The organism is Mycobacterium sp. NGS39, from assembly GCF_059812765.1.
The window spans coordinates 54,518-71,930 of sequence record NZ_JCALDH010000005.1 but is presented as its reverse complement, the minus strand read 5'-3'; the positions used below and the strand labels follow the sequence as shown (position 1 = coordinate 71,930).

Here is a 17,413-nt window from a genome sequence, read left to right as displayed (position 1 = left end):
ATCGGTTTCATACGGTGGCCTTCGGGCCCAGCAGCAGCTCGTCCAGCGCGATGCACAGCGCGTGGATCAGCACCAGGTGCATCTCCTGCACGGTCGCGGTGGACGGCGCCTCGACACAGATTGCGTCGTCGCTCATCGCTGCCAGCGGATTGGGAGCCGGCCCGGTGAGCGCCCACGTGGTCACCTTCGCCTGGTGCGCGGCCTTGACGGCGGCCAGCACGTTGGGGCTGGTGCCGCTGGTGGACAGTGCGACCAGCACGTCACCCGGCCTACCGTGGGCCCGCACGCCCCGGGCGAACATCTCCTCGGCGCCGTAGTCGTTGACCAGCGCGGTCAGCGCGGACGTGTCCGTATGCAATGAGATCGCCGACAACGGTTTTCGCTCGTCTTTGAAGCGACCCACCAGCTCGGCGGTCAGATGCTGCGCCTCGGCGGCGCTGCCGCCGTTGCCGCAGGCCATCACCCGCCCGCCCGCGGCGAACACGTCGGCGAGGTGCTGCGCCCACTGCTGCAGTTGCTGCGCGCTGGGCCGCACCTGCGCGGCGGCCCGGACCAGGTCGGCGAAATGTTTGTCGATCATGCTGCACCTCGGCTTGCGATTTCGGCTACTGCGGCAACGACCTCGGCGGCGGGAATTCCGTCCAGGCACGGATGTCCGGGTACCGGGCACCGGCGCGCCCGGGTGAGGCGGCACGGCGCCTGCTGGTCGCCGAGAAGCACCACCGGCACGCCGTACGGGCTCCACTGTTCGGCGGGCACCACCGGCGCGAACAACGACACCACCGGTGTGCCCACCGCAGCGGCGAGATGGGCGGGGCCGGTGTTGGGCGCCACCACCGCGCGCGCACCCGCGAACACCGCGGCCAGCTCCGCCAACGTGGTCTCGCCGCCGAGATCGCGGGCGTGCTCGCCGGCCACCGCTGCGGTGAGTTCGCGGTCTGCGCCGGTGCCGGTGACCACGACGCGATGCCCCGCCGCCGCAAGCGCGCGCACCATCTCGGCGCACGTGTGCGGCGACGGGCTGCGAGCCGGCACCGCGGCCGCAGGATGGAATGCCACGTAATCCTGGCCGGTGACCGCGGCCAGCCGCGCCGGCACCGGCGGCACCGGTCGTAGTCGCAAGCGTCCGTCGTCGCCGGAAGGCAGCTGCCAACCGGCGGCTTGGGCTAGCGACAGCGCACGCTCGGGTTCGGGGATGCCCGCCGCGACGTGATGGCGAAGATTCAGCAGTGTTCCGGGATAGTCTTCGCAGATCGCGCCGACCCACGGCACGCCGGCCATGCGGCAGATCAACGCCAGCGGCAGCGGCGACTGGTGAAATGACGTGAAAATCAGTGCGGCGTCGGGCTTTTCGGCAGCAATAGTGTCGACCAGCTGGTGCACGCTGTCTGCGGTCAGCTCAGGAGCGTCGAAATCCACCCACGCCGCGGCCCACTCGACCACGCGGTCGACCCCCGGCAACAGTCGCGCCGCTTCACTGCCACGCGGCCCGGCCAGATACACCACGCGGTCGTGATTCGCGGCGACGGCCCGCACCGCGGGACCGGTGATCAGCACGTCACCGGTGCTGTCCAGCCGGGCCACCAGTGCGGTACCGGTTGCCTTCTGTTCTTCGCGCAAGCCGCTCATCACCGCACCCGCCTCAGCACCAGCTCGACGGCCTCCTCCAGCGAATGCGCTACGTGCGCCGCCGCCTTCACGTCGGCGATCTCCTCTGGCCGGGTCCGTTCCGTCGGTACCAGAATCGCGTCGGCGCGTGCGGCCTGCGCCGCCGCGACATCACCGCCCGTGTCGCCGATCATCACGCAGTGCCGCGTATCCACGCCCAGAGCAGTGGCGGCGGCAATCACCATACCGGGCAACGGCTTTCGACACGCACACCCGTCATCGGTGTCGTGGACGCACACCTGCCAGGTGTCGAACGGTCCCAGCAGCTCGTCGACTCGGGCGTTGACCGCCTGCAACTGCTGGTCGCTGATCAAGCCCTTCGCGACACCGGACTGGTTGGTGACGACGGCAAGCAGCAGGCCGTGCTTGCGCAGCCGGCCCAGCGCCTGGCGGGCATTCGCCTTGGGCACCACCCCGTCGGGGTCGTTGAGATAGGGGCCGTCTTCGATCAGCGTGTCGTCGCGGTCGAACAGCACCGCCAGCGGCGGCTCGGGATGCGCACGCCGGAACAGCCATGTGCCCCAGAGCCGTTGCGCCACCGCGACCGGTGGGATCAGCACGCTGCTGACCGCCATCGCCGTCACCTCGCGGACCGTGCGCGGGCCGGCCACGATGCGCCGCACCGCGAATTCGAACGTCAACGCCAACCACGTTGCCGCAGAAGCCAACCCGAGTTTGCGACGGCCGGCCAATGCGGCGACCAGTGCCAGCATTCCTGCTGAGGTGGTGGCCGCATGCAGCCGCAGCCGCCCCCTGTTCCCGCCGATCTTGGCGCGCCAGTGGCGGCCGTGCTTGCGCCGCATCAGCGCGTCGTCACGGTTGCCGGCCTGCGCACGCACACTCGCCATGATCGACGGCGTGCGCTGCGGGACGGGATGCATGGTCTCGCGGGCGCCGCGCACGATGCGGCCGATGCGCTGCATGCGCAACGCGATGTCGGCGTCCTCGCGGTACGCCCGCGGGAAGCGTTCGTCGAAGCCGCCGCACGCCACCAGCGCCGAACGCCGATACGCCAGATCCGCGGTGATCCATGTCGACGTGACGAGTTGCAAAGTGCGGCGCTCGTCGTCGGTGGCCCGCCGCCCCTCGGGCGCGGGCACGCTGATCCGGGCCTCGATGCCCACGACTGACGGGTCGGCATTCTCGATGTCCGCGGCCAGCTGCGCGGGCCAGCCGGGGCCGGTGACCACGTCGTCGTCGACGAAGCAGATCCATTCGGCCGCGCTCGCACGCCATCCGACGTTGCGGGCGGCTGCGGGTCCTCGCCCACCCGATCGCAGCACTGTGATCGGTAGACCGTTGTCCGGCATTGGAAGTGGATGATCCGGTGCGGGGCGGTCGTCGACGACGACCACCGCGTCCGGCCTGGGCCCTCTGCCTTGGTCCAGCGCGGTGAGCAGGCGGCCCAGCGACTCTCGGCCGATCGTCGGGATCACCACCGCAACCGACCCCGTCACGCCCGATGTCTCCGAATCATGAAGGGGCCCATAGCCAGCACGTCGATAGGTGAGCTGCCGAAGCACTCGAGCGCATCGCGCGGGCTGTCGACCATCGGCCGTCCAGCGGTGTTGAAGCTGGTGTTGACGACGACGGGCACCCCGGTGCGCGACGCGAAGTGGCTGATCATTCTGTGCAGCACCGGTTTGTCCGTGTCGACGGTCTGGATGCGCGCGGTGCCGTCGACGTGCGTCACGGCCGGGATGCGTTGCCGCCACTGCGGGTCGACATCGTGCACGAACAGCATGTATGGACTGGGAATCGGGCCGCCGGAGAATATGTCGGCGGCTCTGTCGGCGAGCACCATCGGTGCGACGGGCCGAAACTGCTCGCGGCCCTTCACGTTGTTCATCCGCTCGAGATTCTTGGCGTGGCGCGGATCGGCCAAGAGCGATCGGTTTCCCAGTGCCCGTGGGCCGAACTCGGCGCGGCCCTGGAACCAGCCGACGAGCTGGTTGTCGGCGAGCGCGTCCCCGATCGCCACGGCGATGTCGTCGGGCCGCTCGTACGCGACGTCGGCGGTGTCGAGGATCGCCGCGATTTCGTCGTCGGACCAGCCCCGGCCCAGCGACGCCGAGGGCATCGGGGCGATCGGTTCACCGTGTTCGGCGGCCACGGCCAGCGCAGCCCCGAGCGCCGTACCGGCGTCGCCCGCCGCGGGCTGTACCCAGATGTCGGCGAAGCCGCCCTCCCGATACAGCCGCGAGTTCGCCACGCAGTTCAGTGCGACCCCACCGGCCAGGCACAGCGCGTCGGAGCGACTCCGGCCGCGCAACCAGGACACCAGCTGCACCAGCACTTCCTCGAGCACCCGCTGCACGCTGCAGGCCAGGTCCGCATGGGCAGGGTCCAAATCGGTGGCGTGCGGATCACGTGGCGGCGCGAACTCGGTCCAGTCCACGGGCTCGGTGCGGAATGTGCCGTCGCCGCAGGCGTACACGAGTTCGCGGAGCCGTTCGGCGTAGGCAGGGCGCCCGTAGCTGCCCATCGCCATCACCTTGTATTCGTCAGATGACCGCTTGAAACCGAGGTGCTCGGTAAGGCTTTCGTACAGCAGGCCCAGCGAATGCGGAAGTTCTTGTGCAGCAAGGATATCCAGCTTGCCTTCGCGGTACTCGCCGGCCAGCATCGACGTCGCCTCGCCGCGGCCGTCGACCACCAGCACCGCGCTGTCGGGTTCCGGTGACGCCAGCGACGCCGACGCAGCGTGCGCGACGTGGTGACGGACGTGACGGACGATGCCCGGGTCCAGTCCCGGCAATGCGGCCGCCAGGAACTGCGGCGCGCGCCGTGCGTAGAGCGTGCGCAGGTACTCCCAGTCGCGGTCCTGCCCGGCGATAGGGCCGCCGGGCACTTCGGCCAGCGCGGGGTCATAGGAGTAGGCGACGGCGTCGAGGTCCGCGGCCGAGATACCGCCCTGCTGGAGGCACCATCGCGCCGACTGCGTCGGCAATTCCCACGTGGAGAACGCCACCGCCTGCTTGCCGTGCTTGCGGCGGGTGAAACGTTCCTCCTCGGCCGCGGCCACGATCTGCCCGTCGACCACCAACGCGGCCGCGGGATCGTGGAACACGGCGTTGACGCCAAGGATGCGCACGCATGCCCCCTGATGAATTGTATTTGCCGTCGGCTCGATCGTTAGACGTCCAAAGACATACCCAAGGCAGATGTGGTTAAACAGCGGGCGCTACCGGTTGGCAGGCGCGGAAAGCGCCTGGACATCCTGGTCACGGAACCACGCGACGGTCTCGGCCAGCCCTTGATACGGCGGCACCTTCGGCTCCCACGACAGCTGTTCGCGAGCCAGCCGGATGTCGGGACAGCGGCGTTGCGGATCGTCTTGTGCCGCAGGCACATAGTGGATCGGCGAGGAACTGCCGGCCAGCTCGCGGATCATTTCGGCCACCGAGAGCACCGTCATCTCGGTCGGGTTGCCGATGTTCACCGGCCCGGTGATGTCTGATTCTCCCAGGGCCAGCAGGGCCGTTACCGTGTCGTCGACGTGACACAGCGATCGGGTCTGCTGACCGCTGCCCGCTACCGTGATGGGCTTGTTCTCGAGCGCCTGACGGCAGAACGTCGGCACCATGCGGCCGTCGTCGGCACGCATCCGAGGGCCGTACGTGTTGAAGATCCGTGCGACGCCGACGTCGCCGCCGTGGGTGCGATGATGGGCGAACACCATCGCCTCGGCGAACCGCTTGGCCTCGTCGTACACGCTGCGCGGACCGATGGGATTGACGTTGCCCCAATAAGTTTCGCGTTGGGGATGCTCCAGCGGATCGCCGTACACCTCGCTCGTGGAAGCCAGCACGAACCGTGCGCCGCTGCGCTCGGCGATCTCGAGAGCCAACGACGTGCCGTGCGCACCCACCCGCAGCGTCTGGATGGGCAGACGCAAGTAGTCCGGCGGCGACGCCGGCGAGGCCAGGTGAAACACCGCAGCGAAGCGGCGGTTCAGTCGCGGATCGTCGGACGCCTCGGTGATGTCGTGCTCGACGAACTGCAGCCCGCTCTGTCGTTTGAGATCGTCGACGTTGGCTGGGGCGCTGGTGGACAGGTCGTCGACACAGACCACTTCGACGTCGCGGTTCAGCAGTCGCAGACACAGGTGGGTGCCGAGAAAGCCCGCTCCTCCCGTGACCAATACAGAACGCCATTTCCGCATCCTCTTCAAATACCCAGGTCGCAATTGGCCAAACGAGCGGTTTCCCCCGCGGGGCCGCCGGGTAGATGCCGGGCATGGAGCAGCCCAGGACGTCGTTCGTCATCGCGACCTACAACCGCGCCGACGAACTGGAACCCACCATCGGCCGGCTGCTGTCCAGCTTTGCGTGCCCAATCATCGTGGTGGACAACGGTTCTGACGACCAGACCTGCGACATGGTCCGGACGCTTGCGAGATCTCGAGCCGGCAGGGGCCGAATCAGGCTCATTCCGCTGGACCGCAACCGCGGCGCCGCGGCCCGCAACGTCGGCGTCAGCGCTTGCGAGACACCGTTCGTGGCGTTCTGCGACGACGATTCGTGGTGGGAGCCGGGCGCGACGGAGATCGCGGAGCAACTCTTCGACGACCATCCCACGCTGGCACTGATCGCGGCGCAGACCACGGTATGGCCGTCGGGTCGTCGCGACGCGTTCAGCGACGAGCTCGCAGCCAGCCCGCTGGGCCGCAGGAATGGTCTGCCCGGGCCCAGTGTGCTTGGCTTCCAATGCTGTTCGGCGATCGTGCGGCGCGACGCGTTCCTGGCAGTGGGTGGATTCAGCCCGCTGCTGCACATCTATGGCGAGGAGACGCTGCTGGCGCTCGATCTGGCCGCCGCCGGCTGGGATCTGTGCTACTGCCCGCAGGTCAGAGCCTGCCACCAGCCGTCGAAGGTCCGTGGATCCAGCGCAGCTCGCGACGCGCGTGTTCTGCGCAACGAGTTCCTGACCGCGTGCATGCGTCGGCCGGCCGACCGCTGCACGTCGGCGCTGGCGCGCCTGTTGCGTTGCGCCACAGCGGATTCCGCGCATGCCAAAGCGACCGCCGAGGCGCTGGTTCGACTGCCGGCGGCGCTTGCCCAGCGCCGTCACCTGCCCGAGGACCTCGAACGCAGAGTCCGCACACTCGAGTAGCCGCGAGCGTGCACTGGTGCCCGCATCTACTCGGCGTGTCGGCGGGCAAACACGCGCGCTCGCGGGGAGGAGGTGGCGGTCATGCGCTGGTAGACCTTGAGGGTGTCCGCGGCGATGCGGTCCCACGAGTAGCGCGCTTCGGCCCGTCGGCGCCCGGCGGCGCCCCACTCCGCCAGTCGCGCAGGGTCTTCCAGCATCTCGCACAGCGCCTCGGCGCAGGCCCGCGGATCGCGCGGCGGCACCAGCACACCGGTGACACCGTCGACCACGGTGTCGAGCATGCCACCCACCGCCGTCGCCAACACCGGCACGCCGCATGCCATGGACTCGACCGGAACGATGCCGAACGGCTCGTACCACGGAGTGCACGCGACCACGTCCGCCGAGCGCAGCACCGCCGGCATCTCGGAGCGCGACACCGAGCCGCACAGCCGCACGCGGTCGCCGATTCCCAGCTCTTCGGCCAGGTTCGCCAGACGCACCGCCTCGGGTTCGTCCCCGAGCCGGCTGGCGTCGGGACCGCCGACCACCAGAAGCTCCGCATCCGGCACCGAGGCCATGGCCTCGATGAGAACGTCAAATCCCTTGCGCGGCACGAACCTTCCGACCGTGACCACGCGCCTGCGGTCGGTGCGCTCCCAACGCGGTCCGTCGGGCGTGAAGTGCCGCAGATCCACCCCGCACGGGATCACCGCGGTGCGGGCCCGCGGCCGGCCCAGCCGCGCCAGCTCGAACACCTCGTCGGTGCACGTCGCGGCCACCCAGTCGGTGCGCCGGGCCAGCAGCTCCTCGAGCCGCAACCGGCCGGGCGGGCTGGTGTCCTGCTGGCCCTGGTGACGGCGCTTGACCACGCCGAGCGCATGGAACGTCTGCACCATCGGCACGCCGCGCCGGCGGGTGGCCAGCCGCGTCGCGACACCGGACATCCAGAAGTGGGCGTGCGCGATGTCGGGGCGTTCGGTGAGCCACTGGTCGGCCAGGAAGTCTCCGAAGACGCCCATGTGCTCCAGCAGCTCGTCCTTGGGTAGCACGGTGGCCGGGCCCGCGGGCACGTGCACTACGGTGTAGCCGGCCGGTGCGCGCACCCGCTCCGGCAGCCCCGGATCGTCGCGGCGGGTGTACACCAGCACCTCGTGGCCGCGGCGGGCCAACGCGGCCGACAGCTCGGCGACGTGAACGTTCTGACCGCCGGCATCCACGCCGCCAAGCGCCGCCAACGGACTGGCGTGTTCGGAGATCATGGCGATTCTCATTGGCAGTGCTCCCCTTTCACGCTTCCCCTCGCCCGGCGCATGCACTTTCCACGAGGCGGTCCCAGTCGCGCAGGAAACGATCGAGACCGAAGTGGCCGAGTGCGAACTCGCGGGCCGACTTGCCCGCCGCCCGCGCCGCCTCGTGATCGTTGGCGTACAACCTGACCGCGTCGGCGAGCGCCTCGACGTCGGCACTGACCACACCGGCCTCGCTGGGCACGCACAGCGGCGCCATCGTCGACGCGACCGCCACCACCGGCATGCCCAGATGCATGGCCTCCAACAGCGACAACCCCAGCGACGTCCACCGGGCGGTGTGCAGATACACGCGGCGTCGGGCCACCTGTTGGTGCAGCGCCGGCGGCGCGACGTCGCCGTGCCCGCGCACCTGCCCGCCGAGCCGGTCGCCGAGCTCCGATGTCCCCATTCCCCAGACGTCCACCGGCACGTCGGCGGACAGCGCCGGCAACAGGTCGGTGCCCACCACGCGGTTGCGGCGCAGCGGCTCGTTGATCATCGTGGCGGCCGCGGCGAGTTCGCCGGTGTAGAGCTCACCGGGATCGGCGATCCCATGGGCGACGACCGTGGTCGGCGCGGTGCCGTTGTCCCACATCAACTGGTTGAACTCGGTGACGTGCACGATCGGGATGTCGGACCGGTCGGCGACCGGATGGCGACTTTCGGTAGGCGACGGCCGCGGCGCATTGTGCTCGACGTAGACGGCAGGCACGTCGACCCCGGGGCGCCGGCCCAGCCACTGCGTCACCAGCTCCAGCTCGTGCGGCCGCTGCAGGATCACAAGATCCACCGGCTCGTCGCGGAGCCGGTCGACGTGGACTTCGCGGGCACGCGGCCAGCGGCGCCCGCACAGCCCGCGACCGTCGGCGCCGTGATCGTCAGTCAGGGGCAGCACATAGCGGTGCGACCCGGACACGAAGGACTCGGTCCACGAACCGTGCACATGCCACAGCAGGATGCTGCGAGCCTGTGCGGTTGTCGCCACGCCACAAGTGGTTCCCGGAGTCACTTGTAGGTAAACAAAGCAGTGGTCAGCTCGAGCGGGTCAAGTCGCGGGTCGCAGGACCTTCCAGCAGCGTGCCGTCGGGCGCGAACCGGGACCCATGCAGTGGGCACTCCCACGCCTTGTCGGCGTCGTTCCAGTTCACGATTCCGCCGAGGTGCGGGCAGACCGGCGAGACGCGATGCTCGACCCCGTCGACCACACAGCGCGCCTCCAAGTGCCACGGCGGACCGCTGACCACCCCGCCCTCGTCGTCGCCGGGCTGGCGATGCACCGCCCGAGTGAGCGGCGTGATCCAGCCCTTCGCAAGGTTGAACCCGACCTCGAGGTTGGCTTGCAGCGCGGTGGTGATTCCGGACAGCTCGTGCGGGCTCCAGCTGGCGAATGCCTTCGCCCAGTCCATGCGGCCGCCGAGAATGCGACTCGACAGCGCCAGCGCCGCGGCCGCTCCATTGGTCATCCCCCACTTGTTGAATCCTGTTGCGACGAAGATGCTTTCGTTGCCCGGCAAGATGGGGCCCACGTACGGCAGCTGATCGACGGGCGTATAGTCCTGCGCCGACCAGAAGTGGGTCTGCACCGCGCCGGGATAGTGCAGGCGCGCCCACGACGAGAGCTCCTCCAGCGCCTTCGACGGGCTCTTCTTGCGCCCCACCGGGTGACCCGCGCCTCCCACGATCAGCCGCTCCCCCTCGGGCGTGGGCGCGTACCGCACCGAGCGGGTGGGCGAGTCGGTGGAGATCATCATCGGTCGGGTAATGGTGCCGGGCACCTTGAACGCCAGGCAGTAGCTCCGGCTGGGCTTCAGCCTGGCGAAGTAGCCGCCGCGGTCCAGGACCGGAATACCGGTGGCCAGCACCAGCTGCCCGGCCCGCACCTCGGTTTCGTCTTCGTCGGGGCCGTTGACCCGCAGCGTGAGGCCACGGCGGCTGGACACGCTGCGCACGCGAGCCCCCTCGACCAGTCGGCCGCCGCGATCCTGCAGTTCGGCTACCAGCGAGTCCAAAAATGGCATCGGATCGAACTGCGCCTGGTCGGGCAGCCGCACGCCGCCGTGGTACGGGAACGGCACGTCGGCGTCGTCGTCCCATTTCGCGCCCAAGCCCACGGCTTCGCATGCCTTCAGTTCCGCGCGCGCCGACGGCACACCCTTGCCGGACTGGGCGTAGGTGTAGGCGTCTTCGCGCTGTACTGCGACCCCGCGGGTTTCGCAGTGGTGCACCACCCACTCTTGCCCTTCGCGGTTGCCGTCGACGTATGCCTTGGCCGTCTCGACACCGTGACGCTGGATGATCTTGGAAAGGTGGGTGCCCTGCAGCAGGCTGATTTTCGCGGTGGTGTTGCCCGTGGCGCACGATCCGACGGTGCGCGCCTCGAGCACCAGCACGTCCTTGCCCGCGCGGGCCAGCAGCACGGCGGTCATCAGTCCGGTGATGCCGGCCCCTACCACGACGACGTCGGCGGATCGGTTGCCGTCGAGGGTGCTTGCCACCCACGGCGCCTGCGCACGGTTGGCCAACCACAGTGAAGTCATGGTGTGGCGCGTACCCTTCGTCCGCCCCACGAAAACGCCGGGCAGATGTTCGTCACAACTGGCGTTTTGGCCAGTGTGCGCGGCGGGGTAGGTTCGACGGGTGACCTCTGCACTGCCACCTGACGATCCGATCGACGAAGAAACCCCGGTCGCCGACGCTGTCGAGCAGCGCCTCGAGGTGGGCCGCACACCGAACCTTTCGGAGACCTTCGAACCAACCGAGGTCAGCGAAATCGCTTCCGAGGCACCGCCTGAGGACGCGAACCCGGCCGACTGGCAGGACCAGCGCACCACAGCGCCTGATGCCGACGACTGGGACGTCGACCGTTAGTTTGCGATGGCGCACCGGTGGCGGCGAACCCGAAACGCCGCACTGCTGCTCGTCGTTCTCGTAGCGCTCGGTGTACTGGTGCGCGGCTGTCCGTCGATTCGCGACGGGATGGCCGGAGCGCTCGCGCGCGCCCAAGCACAATGCGAGTCGGCCGCCCGCACCGGCATTCTGGCGCTCGACTTGTGGCAGGCCGGCAAGTCAACACGCCAGCTGGCCAGCGTGCAGCTGGCCGACGCGCGTGACGAAGCGACCAAGAGCTACAAGGGAATTGCACGACTCACGGCCACCCGCGACGACGACCTGCGCCGTCAGCACGCGCTACTCGACGCGATCACCGGCGCGGTCACGTCGCTCACCACCGCCAGTGCTGTGGTGCTCGGCGTCGACCCGACGCCCCTCGACGTTGCACGCCAACGCCTCACCGACGCAACGGAGCGATTGTCGGCGGTGAGCGGATGAAGAATATCTTCGCCGTTGCGTTGGGCGTCCTGACGGCGATCGGCGGCTTCCTCGACATCGGCGACCTCGTCACCAACTCCGTCGTCGGATCGCGATTCGGCCTTGGGCTGGCGTGGGTGATTCCCGTCGGCGTACTGGGCATCTGTCTGTACGCCCAGATGGCCGGCCGGGTCGCCGCGGTCAGCGGCCGCGCGACGTTCGAGATCATCCGCGACCGGCTCGGACCCCGGGCGGCGCTGGCCAATCTCGGCGCGTCGTTCTTCGTCAACTTGATGACGATCACCGCCGAAATCGGTGGTGTCGCACTGGCTTTGCAGCTAGCCACCGACGTCGGCCCCATGCTGTGGATACCCGTCGCCGCGTTCGCGGTGTGGCTGGTGATCTGGCGGGTGAAATTCGAGACCATGGAGAACGTCACCGGCCTGGCGGGACTTGCCCTGATCGTGTTCGCCGTGAGTGTGTTTCTGCTGCACCCGAACTGGGCCGATCTGGGCAGTCAGGCGTTGGCGCCGGTGGTACCACAGTCGGAGTCGGCGGCGACGTACTGGTATTTCGCGATCGCCCTGTTCGGGGCGGCGATGACGCCCTACGAGGTGTTCTTCTTCTCCTCCGGCGCCGTCGAGGAAGGCTGGTCCGAAGACGATCTGGGTAAGTCCCGGCTCAACGTTCTTGTGGGCTTTCCGTTGGGAGGTGTGCTGTCGTTGTCCATCGCGGCGTGCGCGGCCCTGGTCTTCGCGCCGAAAGCCATTGAGGTGATGTCGCTTTCGCAAATGGTGACGCCGGCGGTGCTGGCCGGCGGAAAGCTGGCGCTGGCATTCGTGATCGTCGGCGTGGTCGCTGCCACGTTCGGGGCGGCGCTGGAGACCACGCTGTCGGCCGGCTACACCCTCGCCCAGTTCTTCGGCTGGCCGTGGGGCAAGTTCCGCAGGCCTGTGCAGGCGTCACGATTTCACGTCGTGATGATCGTGTCGCTGGTCCTCGGCTGCGCGGTGCTGGCCACGGGTGTGGATCCGGTGATGGTGACCGAGTACTCGGTGGTGTTCTCCGCGATCGCGCTGCCGCTGACGTATCTGCCGATTCTATTGGTGGCCAACGACCCTGAATATATGGGCGACCGGGTCAACGGCAAGCTCACCAACGCGTTTGCCATGGTGTACCTGGTGGTGATTCTCGCCGCGTCGCTGGCGGCGATACCGCTGATGATCGTAACGGGAGCCGGGCAATGACGAGAACTATGGGTGATTTGCCCGCCAAACACTGGCCCGGACGCGTCATCGACGCGCGACTTCAGCTGCTGGACCGCCAGATTCACGACATCCACGAGGTTCCGTCCGGCACCGTCGACGACATCGTGCTGGCCAATCTGCCTGTGGGCCACGATATCCCACGCGGCACACCACCGCCTACGGTGACTCACCTGGTCACCGGGCCGGTGCTGGCGACACGGATCTTCGGCGGCCGGCCGTCGAAGTCTCGACTGACCTACATCGACTGGGGACTCGTCGAAAAGCTCACCACGGTGATCACATTGAAGGTCACGCTGGAAGACTTCGACTCCACGTGGGTGGAGCGCTGGCTGCGAGACAACGTGATCAGTCGCATTCCGGGAGGCCGCCATGCTCCTGAGTGATCTCTTGGGCTGCGACGTACACGACGAGCAGTCACATCGGCTGGGCACCGTTGTCGATGTGCGCTTGGCCGCACCGCCCGACGACCACCAGCAGGTACCCACGCGCCTTCTCGGCTTCGTCGTCAGCCCGCACAGCCGATCGGCCTATCTCGGCTACGAACGCACCAATGTGAACGGGCCGGCGCTGCTCGCACGAATTCTGCGGTGGCGTCACCGCGGCACGTTCTTGGCGGCGTGGGAGGACGTGGCGCGAGTGGAGATGAATTCGATCACTCTGCGTCCAAATTTCCGCAGGTACTCGGCGCGGCTGCCGGCCGCGCTCGGGCATCAGGTTTAGTCCCACAGGGCCGCGGGAAATAGCCAGTCAGCGACGGGCAAGGACGTCTGTCGTCGCGGGATGGGAGGCCATCGTCCGCAGCGCCGAGCGGTCGCGCTCGCATGAAGGTATCCAACAAGGAGGAAGTCAATGGCGGAGAACAGCGGACCCGAAGAAGCCATCCGGGGCGTCGTCGAAGATGTCAAGGGTAAGGCCAAGGAAGCTGTCGGGACGGTGACCGGCCGCGACGACCTGGTTCGTGAGGGCAAGGCCCAGCAGGACAAGGCCGAGGCAGAGCGCGATGCCGCGAAGAAGGAAGCCGAAGCGGATGCGGCGCGCAGCAGTGCGAAGGCGGCCGAGAAGCGCCAAGAGGCAAACCAGTAACTTCACGACGCGCAATGGGCCCAGTCCGAAATGGACTGGGCCCATTGCCATTTCGAAGGTTTTTGCAGCCGACGCTAAAGCCTGCGCGAGGCTGCGTGATCGGCGTCTCGGGCGTTCTCGGCGGCGACCCGAGCCACTCGCCTGCGTTCGCCGTACACCCACACCGCACCGACGGCCGCGCTGATCAGCGCGACCGCGCCCGCACCGATCGTCCAATCCATCACGCCCCGGGCGGCCGCGCCGATGCCGATCACCAACGCCAGCACCGCCAACCCGAGCAGCGCGTAGCCCCCGAGGCTGCGATTGTCTTTCATCGCTTCGCCGACGCGCGGACGCGTGGTACGGGCGTGGTCGCTGGGGTCGTTCTGCCGTTCCGGCATGCGCAATCTCCCTGTCTCAGGCGTGGTTTCGTCAGAAGGCCTACCCTGCCGCCGGGCGTGCGAAACTGCCCGCGCTGCCGAACACCGCGCGTTACGCGGCGTGCCGGTGCGGCGAGGTGGCGGGATGCTGCGCAAGCCAGCGCGCTTCGATACGGCGCACGCGGCGCCGCTCGACGCTGAGCCACGACGCACCCCCGCCGACCGTCAGTGCCGCGGTGATCGCGGCCCAGACGAGCAGTTCCTGGTGTTTGTAGGCAAGTGCCGCCACGAACGCGATGAGCGCGACGACACCGACGGCGATCAGGAAAAAGCCCGGCCAGAAGTAGACGTCGATCATCGACTCGCCGGCGTGTGGTTGATATGTGCGGGAGTGATCCGTCGGATCGTGATGTGTGTCTCCCATCACCGTCTCCTTCATCGAGATGCCCTCGACGATACTCGGCATCCGTCGACTTGAAGAGGGCAAGAAGTGACCGAACGGCACGGCTACAGCAGCGCGACCGGCGCCGTCATCGTCAGCACCACGAGCATGAGCACCAGCAGGAACCAGCCCGCCCCTTGCCAGATCCACCAGCCACCTCCGGCACGCCAAGTTTGGTACGTGCGGACGAACGCCCAGACGCCGCCGGCAAAGAGCACGACGGCCGGACCGATCGCCAGGGTGTTGCGCTGCAGCGCGCTGCAATGGTCGAGCGCACCTGCCCCGGTGCCCGTCTTGCACCCGTTCAGCCATGCCAGCGACGCCAGCAGTACCACCACGGCGATCGCGACGAACACTGCCGCCGCTTTCACCGCCGCGGCCAGCGTCGCGCGGTCGCGCCGCGGGTTGCCGGTGTCCGGCGCCATCTTCATCGGGCGCTAGCCTCCCGCGGGAGTCGGATACCTGTCGTTGATGTCGGCGTTGCTGGCCTTGCGCGCGCAGTGGGCGCAACAGAAGATTGCGTCTTCGGTTTCCACGCCGTGCCCCAGGATTCGGCAGCCGCAGTGCGCGCATTCCGGTGCCAGCTGCGCGGCGGCGCACTCGATGCTGTCGAACGTCGCGGTGCGCTCCCCCCAGCTCACCGTGAACGCCTTGTCGTACTCGTTGCCGCAGGTGTCGCAGATAGCCACGTCCATATCCCCTTCCTCTCCAGATCGCCACAGGATTCCCGTCGGTTGCAGCGCAGAAACTCCAGCCCTCGATTCGACGGGCGCGGCGCAGGGTACGACCAAGGAGGAAACCCGACAACGATGGGAGGTCGTGCGTGGCTCGGCACGTCGAGGTCGACGACGAACTGTGGGACGAGTTTCACCGCGTCGTGAACATGACATCGCGGGAGTTGTCCGAATGGCTGCGCACGCGCTCGGCACACGAGGACGCCGAGGAGTTGCCCGACCAGTCCGGGACGCCGACCGGCCGACGGGTGCTGCAGATCTTGCAGAAGCGCCGGGTCGACCTCACCGACGACGACGAGCACGTCATGCGCCGAGTCGTCGACCGGGTCCATGCCGAACGCCGAGACGATCTGGAACCGACTGCAGGGCAAGAGAATTGGCGTCATCGACTGATGTCGATCGGTCACGATCCGCTCAAGCCGCCGCGCTGAGCCCGGCTCGTGTCGGTCCGTGAGCTGATCGTCCTCGGCACGTCAAGCCAGGTGCCGACCCGGCACCGCAACCACAACGGCTACCTGTTGCGCTGGGACGGCGAGGGGCTGACCATTCCGCCGACGCGATCGGCTACCGACTAGTCGAGCCCGACGGCCGACGCATGCTCCCAGAATCGTTGCGTCGCTTCGAAATCGACGGCCCCTGCGTGGGCGAATTGCAGCGATCCGGCGTCATCGTGGCAAACGGGCGGACCATCCGGCTCTCGGATGTCAGCGAGCGGCGGCCGGGGCAGCGGTTCGCGTTCGTCATGGACACGCGGCTTTGTGACGCGGTGTATGCGTTGGCCGACGGGGTGGACTTGCTGGTGATCGAGGCAACGTTTCTGGACGAGGACGCAAACCTTGCCGCGCAGTACGGGCACCTGACCGCCCGGCAAGCGGCGATGGTGGCGCAGCGATGCGGAGTGCGGCGGCTGGTGCTGACCCACTTCTCCCAGCGATACCCCGACAATCGCCGGTTCCATGACGAGGCGGCCCAGGTGTACTCAGGCGATCTCGTGGTCGCCCAGGATCTGATGCGCGTCGCCGTGCCCGAACGGCGCTGACCGCGCGCGGTTCGAACGCCCTGGGGCGGGTACCCGTCGGCATGCATGTGGTGGTCACCGGCGCAACCGGCAACGTCGGGACAAGCGTCGTCGAAGCTCTCGCCACCGACGAGCGGGTGGACCGGATCGTCGGCATCGCCCGCCGCCGGCCGCAGTGGCAGCCACCGAAAACGACATGGGTGCAAGCCGACGTGTCCTGCGACGATCTCGACCGGCACTTCCGGGGCGCCGACGCGGTGGTGCACCTGGCGTGGCTCTTCCAGCCGACGCATGACGAGCTGGCCACCTGGCGCAACAACGTGTTGGGGGCGATCCGTGTGTTCGACGCGGTCGCCCGCGCGGGTGTCGGTGCGCTGGTGTACTCGTCGTCGGTCGGTGCATATGCGCCCGGTCCGAAGGATCGGGGCGTCGACGAGTCGTGGCCCACCCACGCGCTGCCCACCGCGGCGTACGGGCGGGAGAAGTCGTATCTGGAGCGCGTGCTCGACACCTTCGAGCGCGACCATCACGACGTGCGCGTGGTGCGGCTGCGTCCGGGGTTCATCTTCAAGTGCGAAGCCGCCTCGGCGCAACGCCGCCTGTTCGCCGGTCCGCTGCTGCCCGGCGCGCTGGTGCGGCCGTCGTTGCTGCCGATCGTTCCCGATCTGCCCGGCCTGCGGCTGCAGGCGCTGCACAGCGTGGACGCCGGTGAGGCGTTTCGGCTCGCAGTCGTGCAGCCCGTTCGGGGCGCGTTCAACGTCGCGGCTGACCCGGTGCTCGATCCGGTGAGCCTCGGCGGCTTGCTCGGCGCGCGGCCGGTCAAGCTTCCGCTGGCTCCCATCCGGGCGGTCGTCAGCGCCGCCTGGAACCTGCATCTGCTGCCCGCCAGCCCGGCGCTCGTCGACCTGGCCCTGAGCCTGCCGATCATGGACACCACGCGCGCCCGCGCGGAACTCGGCTGGCATCCCTCACGCAGCGCGCTGGACGCGATCCGCGACTTTCTCGACGGGCTCAGGGACAGCAGCGGCATGTCCACTCCCCCGCTGGATCCGGCAGCGGGTGGACGACTGCGCGGCAAGGAGCTCGCGACCGGCGTCGGACAGCGGGCCACCACGTAGAGCCGTCACCGCACCGACTTGTCGTAGCGGG

The 17,413-nt window shown here is 68.5% G+C and carries 21 protein-coding genes and 1 pseudogene; 10 read left to right on the top strand and 12 right to left on the bottom strand.

Annotation, left to right across the window (positions count from 1 at the left end; all coding sequences use genetic code 11):
- Nucleotides 1–7: 7 nt before the first annotated feature.
- The 5 genes from AC5Y39_RS08790 to AC5Y39_RS08770 all read right to left on the bottom strand — a co-directional run bounded on the left by AC5Y39_RS08790 (nucleotide 8) and on the right by AC5Y39_RS08770 (nucleotide 5,833).
- The gene (locus tag AC5Y39_RS08790) at nucleotides 8–580 is read right to left on the bottom strand and encodes a D-sedoheptulose-7-phosphate isomerase (protein WP_500018017.1); all 573 of its coding nucleotides are present in this window, start codon (nucleotides 578–580) and stop codon (nucleotides 8–10) included.
- A complete protein-coding gene (locus AC5Y39_RS08785; RefSeq protein ID WP_500018015.1) occupies nucleotides 577–1,629 on the bottom strand; it encodes a glycosyltransferase family 9 protein in 1,053 nt (350 codons plus the stop codon). Before AC5Y39_RS08785 ends, AC5Y39_RS08790 begins: the two co-directional genes overlap by 4 nt.
- Complete coding sequence (locus tag AC5Y39_RS08780; RefSeq protein ID WP_500018013.1) at nucleotides 1,629–3,125, bottom strand: HAD-IIIA family hydrolase; 1,497 nt, start codon at nucleotides 3,123–3,125, stop codon at nucleotides 1,629–1,631. Before AC5Y39_RS08780 ends, AC5Y39_RS08785 begins: the two co-directional genes overlap by 1 nt.
- Entirely contained in the window at nucleotides 3,122–4,762 is a 1,641-nt protein-coding gene (locus AC5Y39_RS08775) for a carbamoyltransferase family protein (protein ID WP_500018011.1), read from the bottom strand. Before AC5Y39_RS08775 ends, AC5Y39_RS08780 begins: the two co-directional genes overlap by 4 nt.
- A gap of 90 nt (nucleotides 4,763–4,852) precedes the next feature.
- Nucleotides 4,853–5,833: an NAD-dependent epimerase/dehydratase family protein gene (locus AC5Y39_RS08770; RefSeq protein ID WP_500018009.1), complete on the bottom strand. Its 981-nt coding sequence runs from the start codon at nucleotides 5,831–5,833 to the stop codon at nucleotides 4,853–4,855.
- 74 nt (nucleotides 5,834–5,907) lie between these two features.
- On the opposite strand from AC5Y39_RS08770, the gene AC5Y39_RS08765 reads away from it, so the two are divergent.
- Nucleotides 5,908–6,783 (top strand): glycosyltransferase family 2 protein, encoded by an 876-nt coding sequence (locus AC5Y39_RS08765; RefSeq protein ID WP_500018007.1) that lies wholly within the window; start codon nucleotides 5,908–5,910, stop codon nucleotides 6,781–6,783.
- A gap of 26 nt (nucleotides 6,784–6,809) precedes the next feature.
- Here the strand turns inward: AC5Y39_RS08765 and AC5Y39_RS08760 are convergent, their stop codons facing one another.
- The 3 genes from AC5Y39_RS08760 to AC5Y39_RS08750 form a co-directional block, all read right to left on the bottom strand.
- A complete protein-coding gene (locus AC5Y39_RS08760) occupies nucleotides 6,810–8,036 on the bottom strand; it encodes a glycosyltransferase (protein ID WP_500018005.1) in 1,227 nt (408 codons plus the stop codon).
- A 16-nt stretch (nucleotides 8,037–8,052) separates the two neighbouring features.
- Nucleotides 8,053–9,006, bottom strand: coding sequence for a glycosyltransferase (locus tag AC5Y39_RS08755; protein WP_500018386.1), 954 nt, complete (start codon nucleotides 9,004–9,006; stop codon nucleotides 8,053–8,055).
- Between the two features lie 79 nt (nucleotides 9,007–9,085).
- Complete coding sequence (locus AC5Y39_RS08750) at nucleotides 9,086–10,591, bottom strand: FAD-dependent oxidoreductase (protein ID WP_500018003.1); 1,506 nt, start codon at nucleotides 10,589–10,591, stop codon at nucleotides 9,086–9,088.
- A 100-nt stretch (nucleotides 10,592–10,691) separates the two neighbouring features.
- Here AC5Y39_RS08750 and AC5Y39_RS08745 point away from each other — a divergent pair, with 100 nt between their 5' ends.
- From AC5Y39_RS08745 to mbp1, 6 genes are all read left to right on the top strand, one after another.
- Complete coding sequence (locus AC5Y39_RS08745) at nucleotides 10,692–10,922, top strand: Rv3202a family protein (RefSeq protein WP_500018001.1); 231 nt, start codon at nucleotides 10,692–10,694, stop codon at nucleotides 10,920–10,922.
- 6 nt (nucleotides 10,923–10,928) lie between these two features.
- Nucleotides 10,929–11,381 carry a hypothetical protein gene (locus tag AC5Y39_RS08740; RefSeq protein ID WP_500018000.1) on the top strand — a complete coding sequence of 151 codons (453 nt, stop codon included), beginning with the start codon at nucleotides 10,929–10,931 and terminating at the stop codon, nucleotides 11,379–11,381.
- The gene (locus AC5Y39_RS08735; protein WP_500017998.1) at nucleotides 11,378–12,607 is read left to right on the top strand and encodes an NRAMP family divalent metal transporter; all 1,230 of its coding nucleotides are present in this window, start codon (nucleotides 11,378–11,380) and stop codon (nucleotides 12,605–12,607) included. Before AC5Y39_RS08740 ends, AC5Y39_RS08735 begins: the two co-directional genes overlap by 4 nt.
- Before the next feature lie 8 nt (nucleotides 12,608–12,615).
- Nucleotides 12,616–13,011: a hypothetical protein gene (locus AC5Y39_RS08730; protein ID WP_500017996.1), complete on the top strand. Its 396-nt coding sequence runs from the start codon at nucleotides 12,616–12,618 to the stop codon at nucleotides 13,009–13,011.
- Nucleotides 12,998–13,348, top strand: a complete 351-nt coding sequence (locus AC5Y39_RS08725) for a hypothetical protein (RefSeq protein WP_500017994.1) — start codon at nucleotides 12,998–13,000, stop codon at nucleotides 13,346–13,348. The genes AC5Y39_RS08730 and AC5Y39_RS08725 overlap by 14 nt, the downstream gene beginning before the upstream one ends.
- Nucleotides 13,349–13,477: 129 nt before the next feature.
- Nucleotides 13,478–13,711: a microaggregate-binding protein 1 gene (mbp1, locus tag AC5Y39_RS08720; RefSeq protein ID WP_499907541.1), complete on the top strand. Its 234-nt coding sequence runs from the start codon at nucleotides 13,478–13,480 to the stop codon at nucleotides 13,709–13,711.
- Nucleotides 13,712–13,785: 74 nt separating this feature from the next.
- Here mbp1 and AC5Y39_RS08715 read toward each other — a convergent pair whose 3' ends face one another.
- The 4 genes from AC5Y39_RS08715 to AC5Y39_RS08700 form a co-directional block, all read right to left on the bottom strand.
- Nucleotides 13,786–14,091 (bottom strand): protein UsfY, encoded by a 306-nt coding sequence (locus AC5Y39_RS08715; RefSeq protein ID WP_500017992.1) that lies wholly within the window; start codon nucleotides 14,089–14,091, stop codon nucleotides 13,786–13,788.
- A 91-nt stretch (nucleotides 14,092–14,182) separates the two neighbouring features.
- Entirely contained in the window at nucleotides 14,183–14,494 is a 312-nt protein-coding gene (usfY, locus tag AC5Y39_RS08710; protein ID WP_500018384.1) for a protein UsfY, read from the bottom strand.
- Nucleotides 14,495–14,577: 83 nt separating this feature from the next.
- Complete coding sequence (locus AC5Y39_RS08705) at nucleotides 14,578–14,943, bottom strand: hypothetical protein (protein ID WP_500017991.1); 366 nt, start codon at nucleotides 14,941–14,943, stop codon at nucleotides 14,578–14,580.
- 6 nt (nucleotides 14,944–14,949) lie between these two features.
- Nucleotides 14,950–15,201 carry a metallothionein gene (locus tag AC5Y39_RS08700; RefSeq protein ID WP_500018382.1) on the bottom strand — a complete coding sequence of 84 codons (252 nt, stop codon included), beginning with the start codon at nucleotides 15,199–15,201 and terminating at the stop codon, nucleotides 14,950–14,952.
- A 134-nt stretch (nucleotides 15,202–15,335) separates the two neighbouring features.
- Between AC5Y39_RS08700 and AC5Y39_RS08695 the strand changes: the two genes are divergently transcribed.
- From AC5Y39_RS08695 to AC5Y39_RS08685, 3 genes and pseudogenes are all read left to right on the top strand, one after another.
- Nucleotides 15,336–15,677: a DUF3140 domain-containing protein gene (locus AC5Y39_RS08695; RefSeq protein WP_499951573.1), complete on the top strand. Its 342-nt coding sequence runs from the start codon at nucleotides 15,336–15,338 to the stop codon at nucleotides 15,675–15,677.
- A gap of 9 nt (nucleotides 15,678–15,686) precedes the next feature.
- Nucleotides 15,687–16,285, top strand: a pseudogene (locus AC5Y39_RS08690) (ribonuclease Z).
- Between the two features lie 41 nt (nucleotides 16,286–16,326).
- Entirely contained in the window at nucleotides 16,327–17,382 is a 1,056-nt protein-coding gene (locus AC5Y39_RS08685; protein WP_500017989.1) for an NAD-dependent epimerase/dehydratase family protein, read from the top strand.
- Nucleotides 17,383–17,413 lie beyond the last annotated feature (31 nt).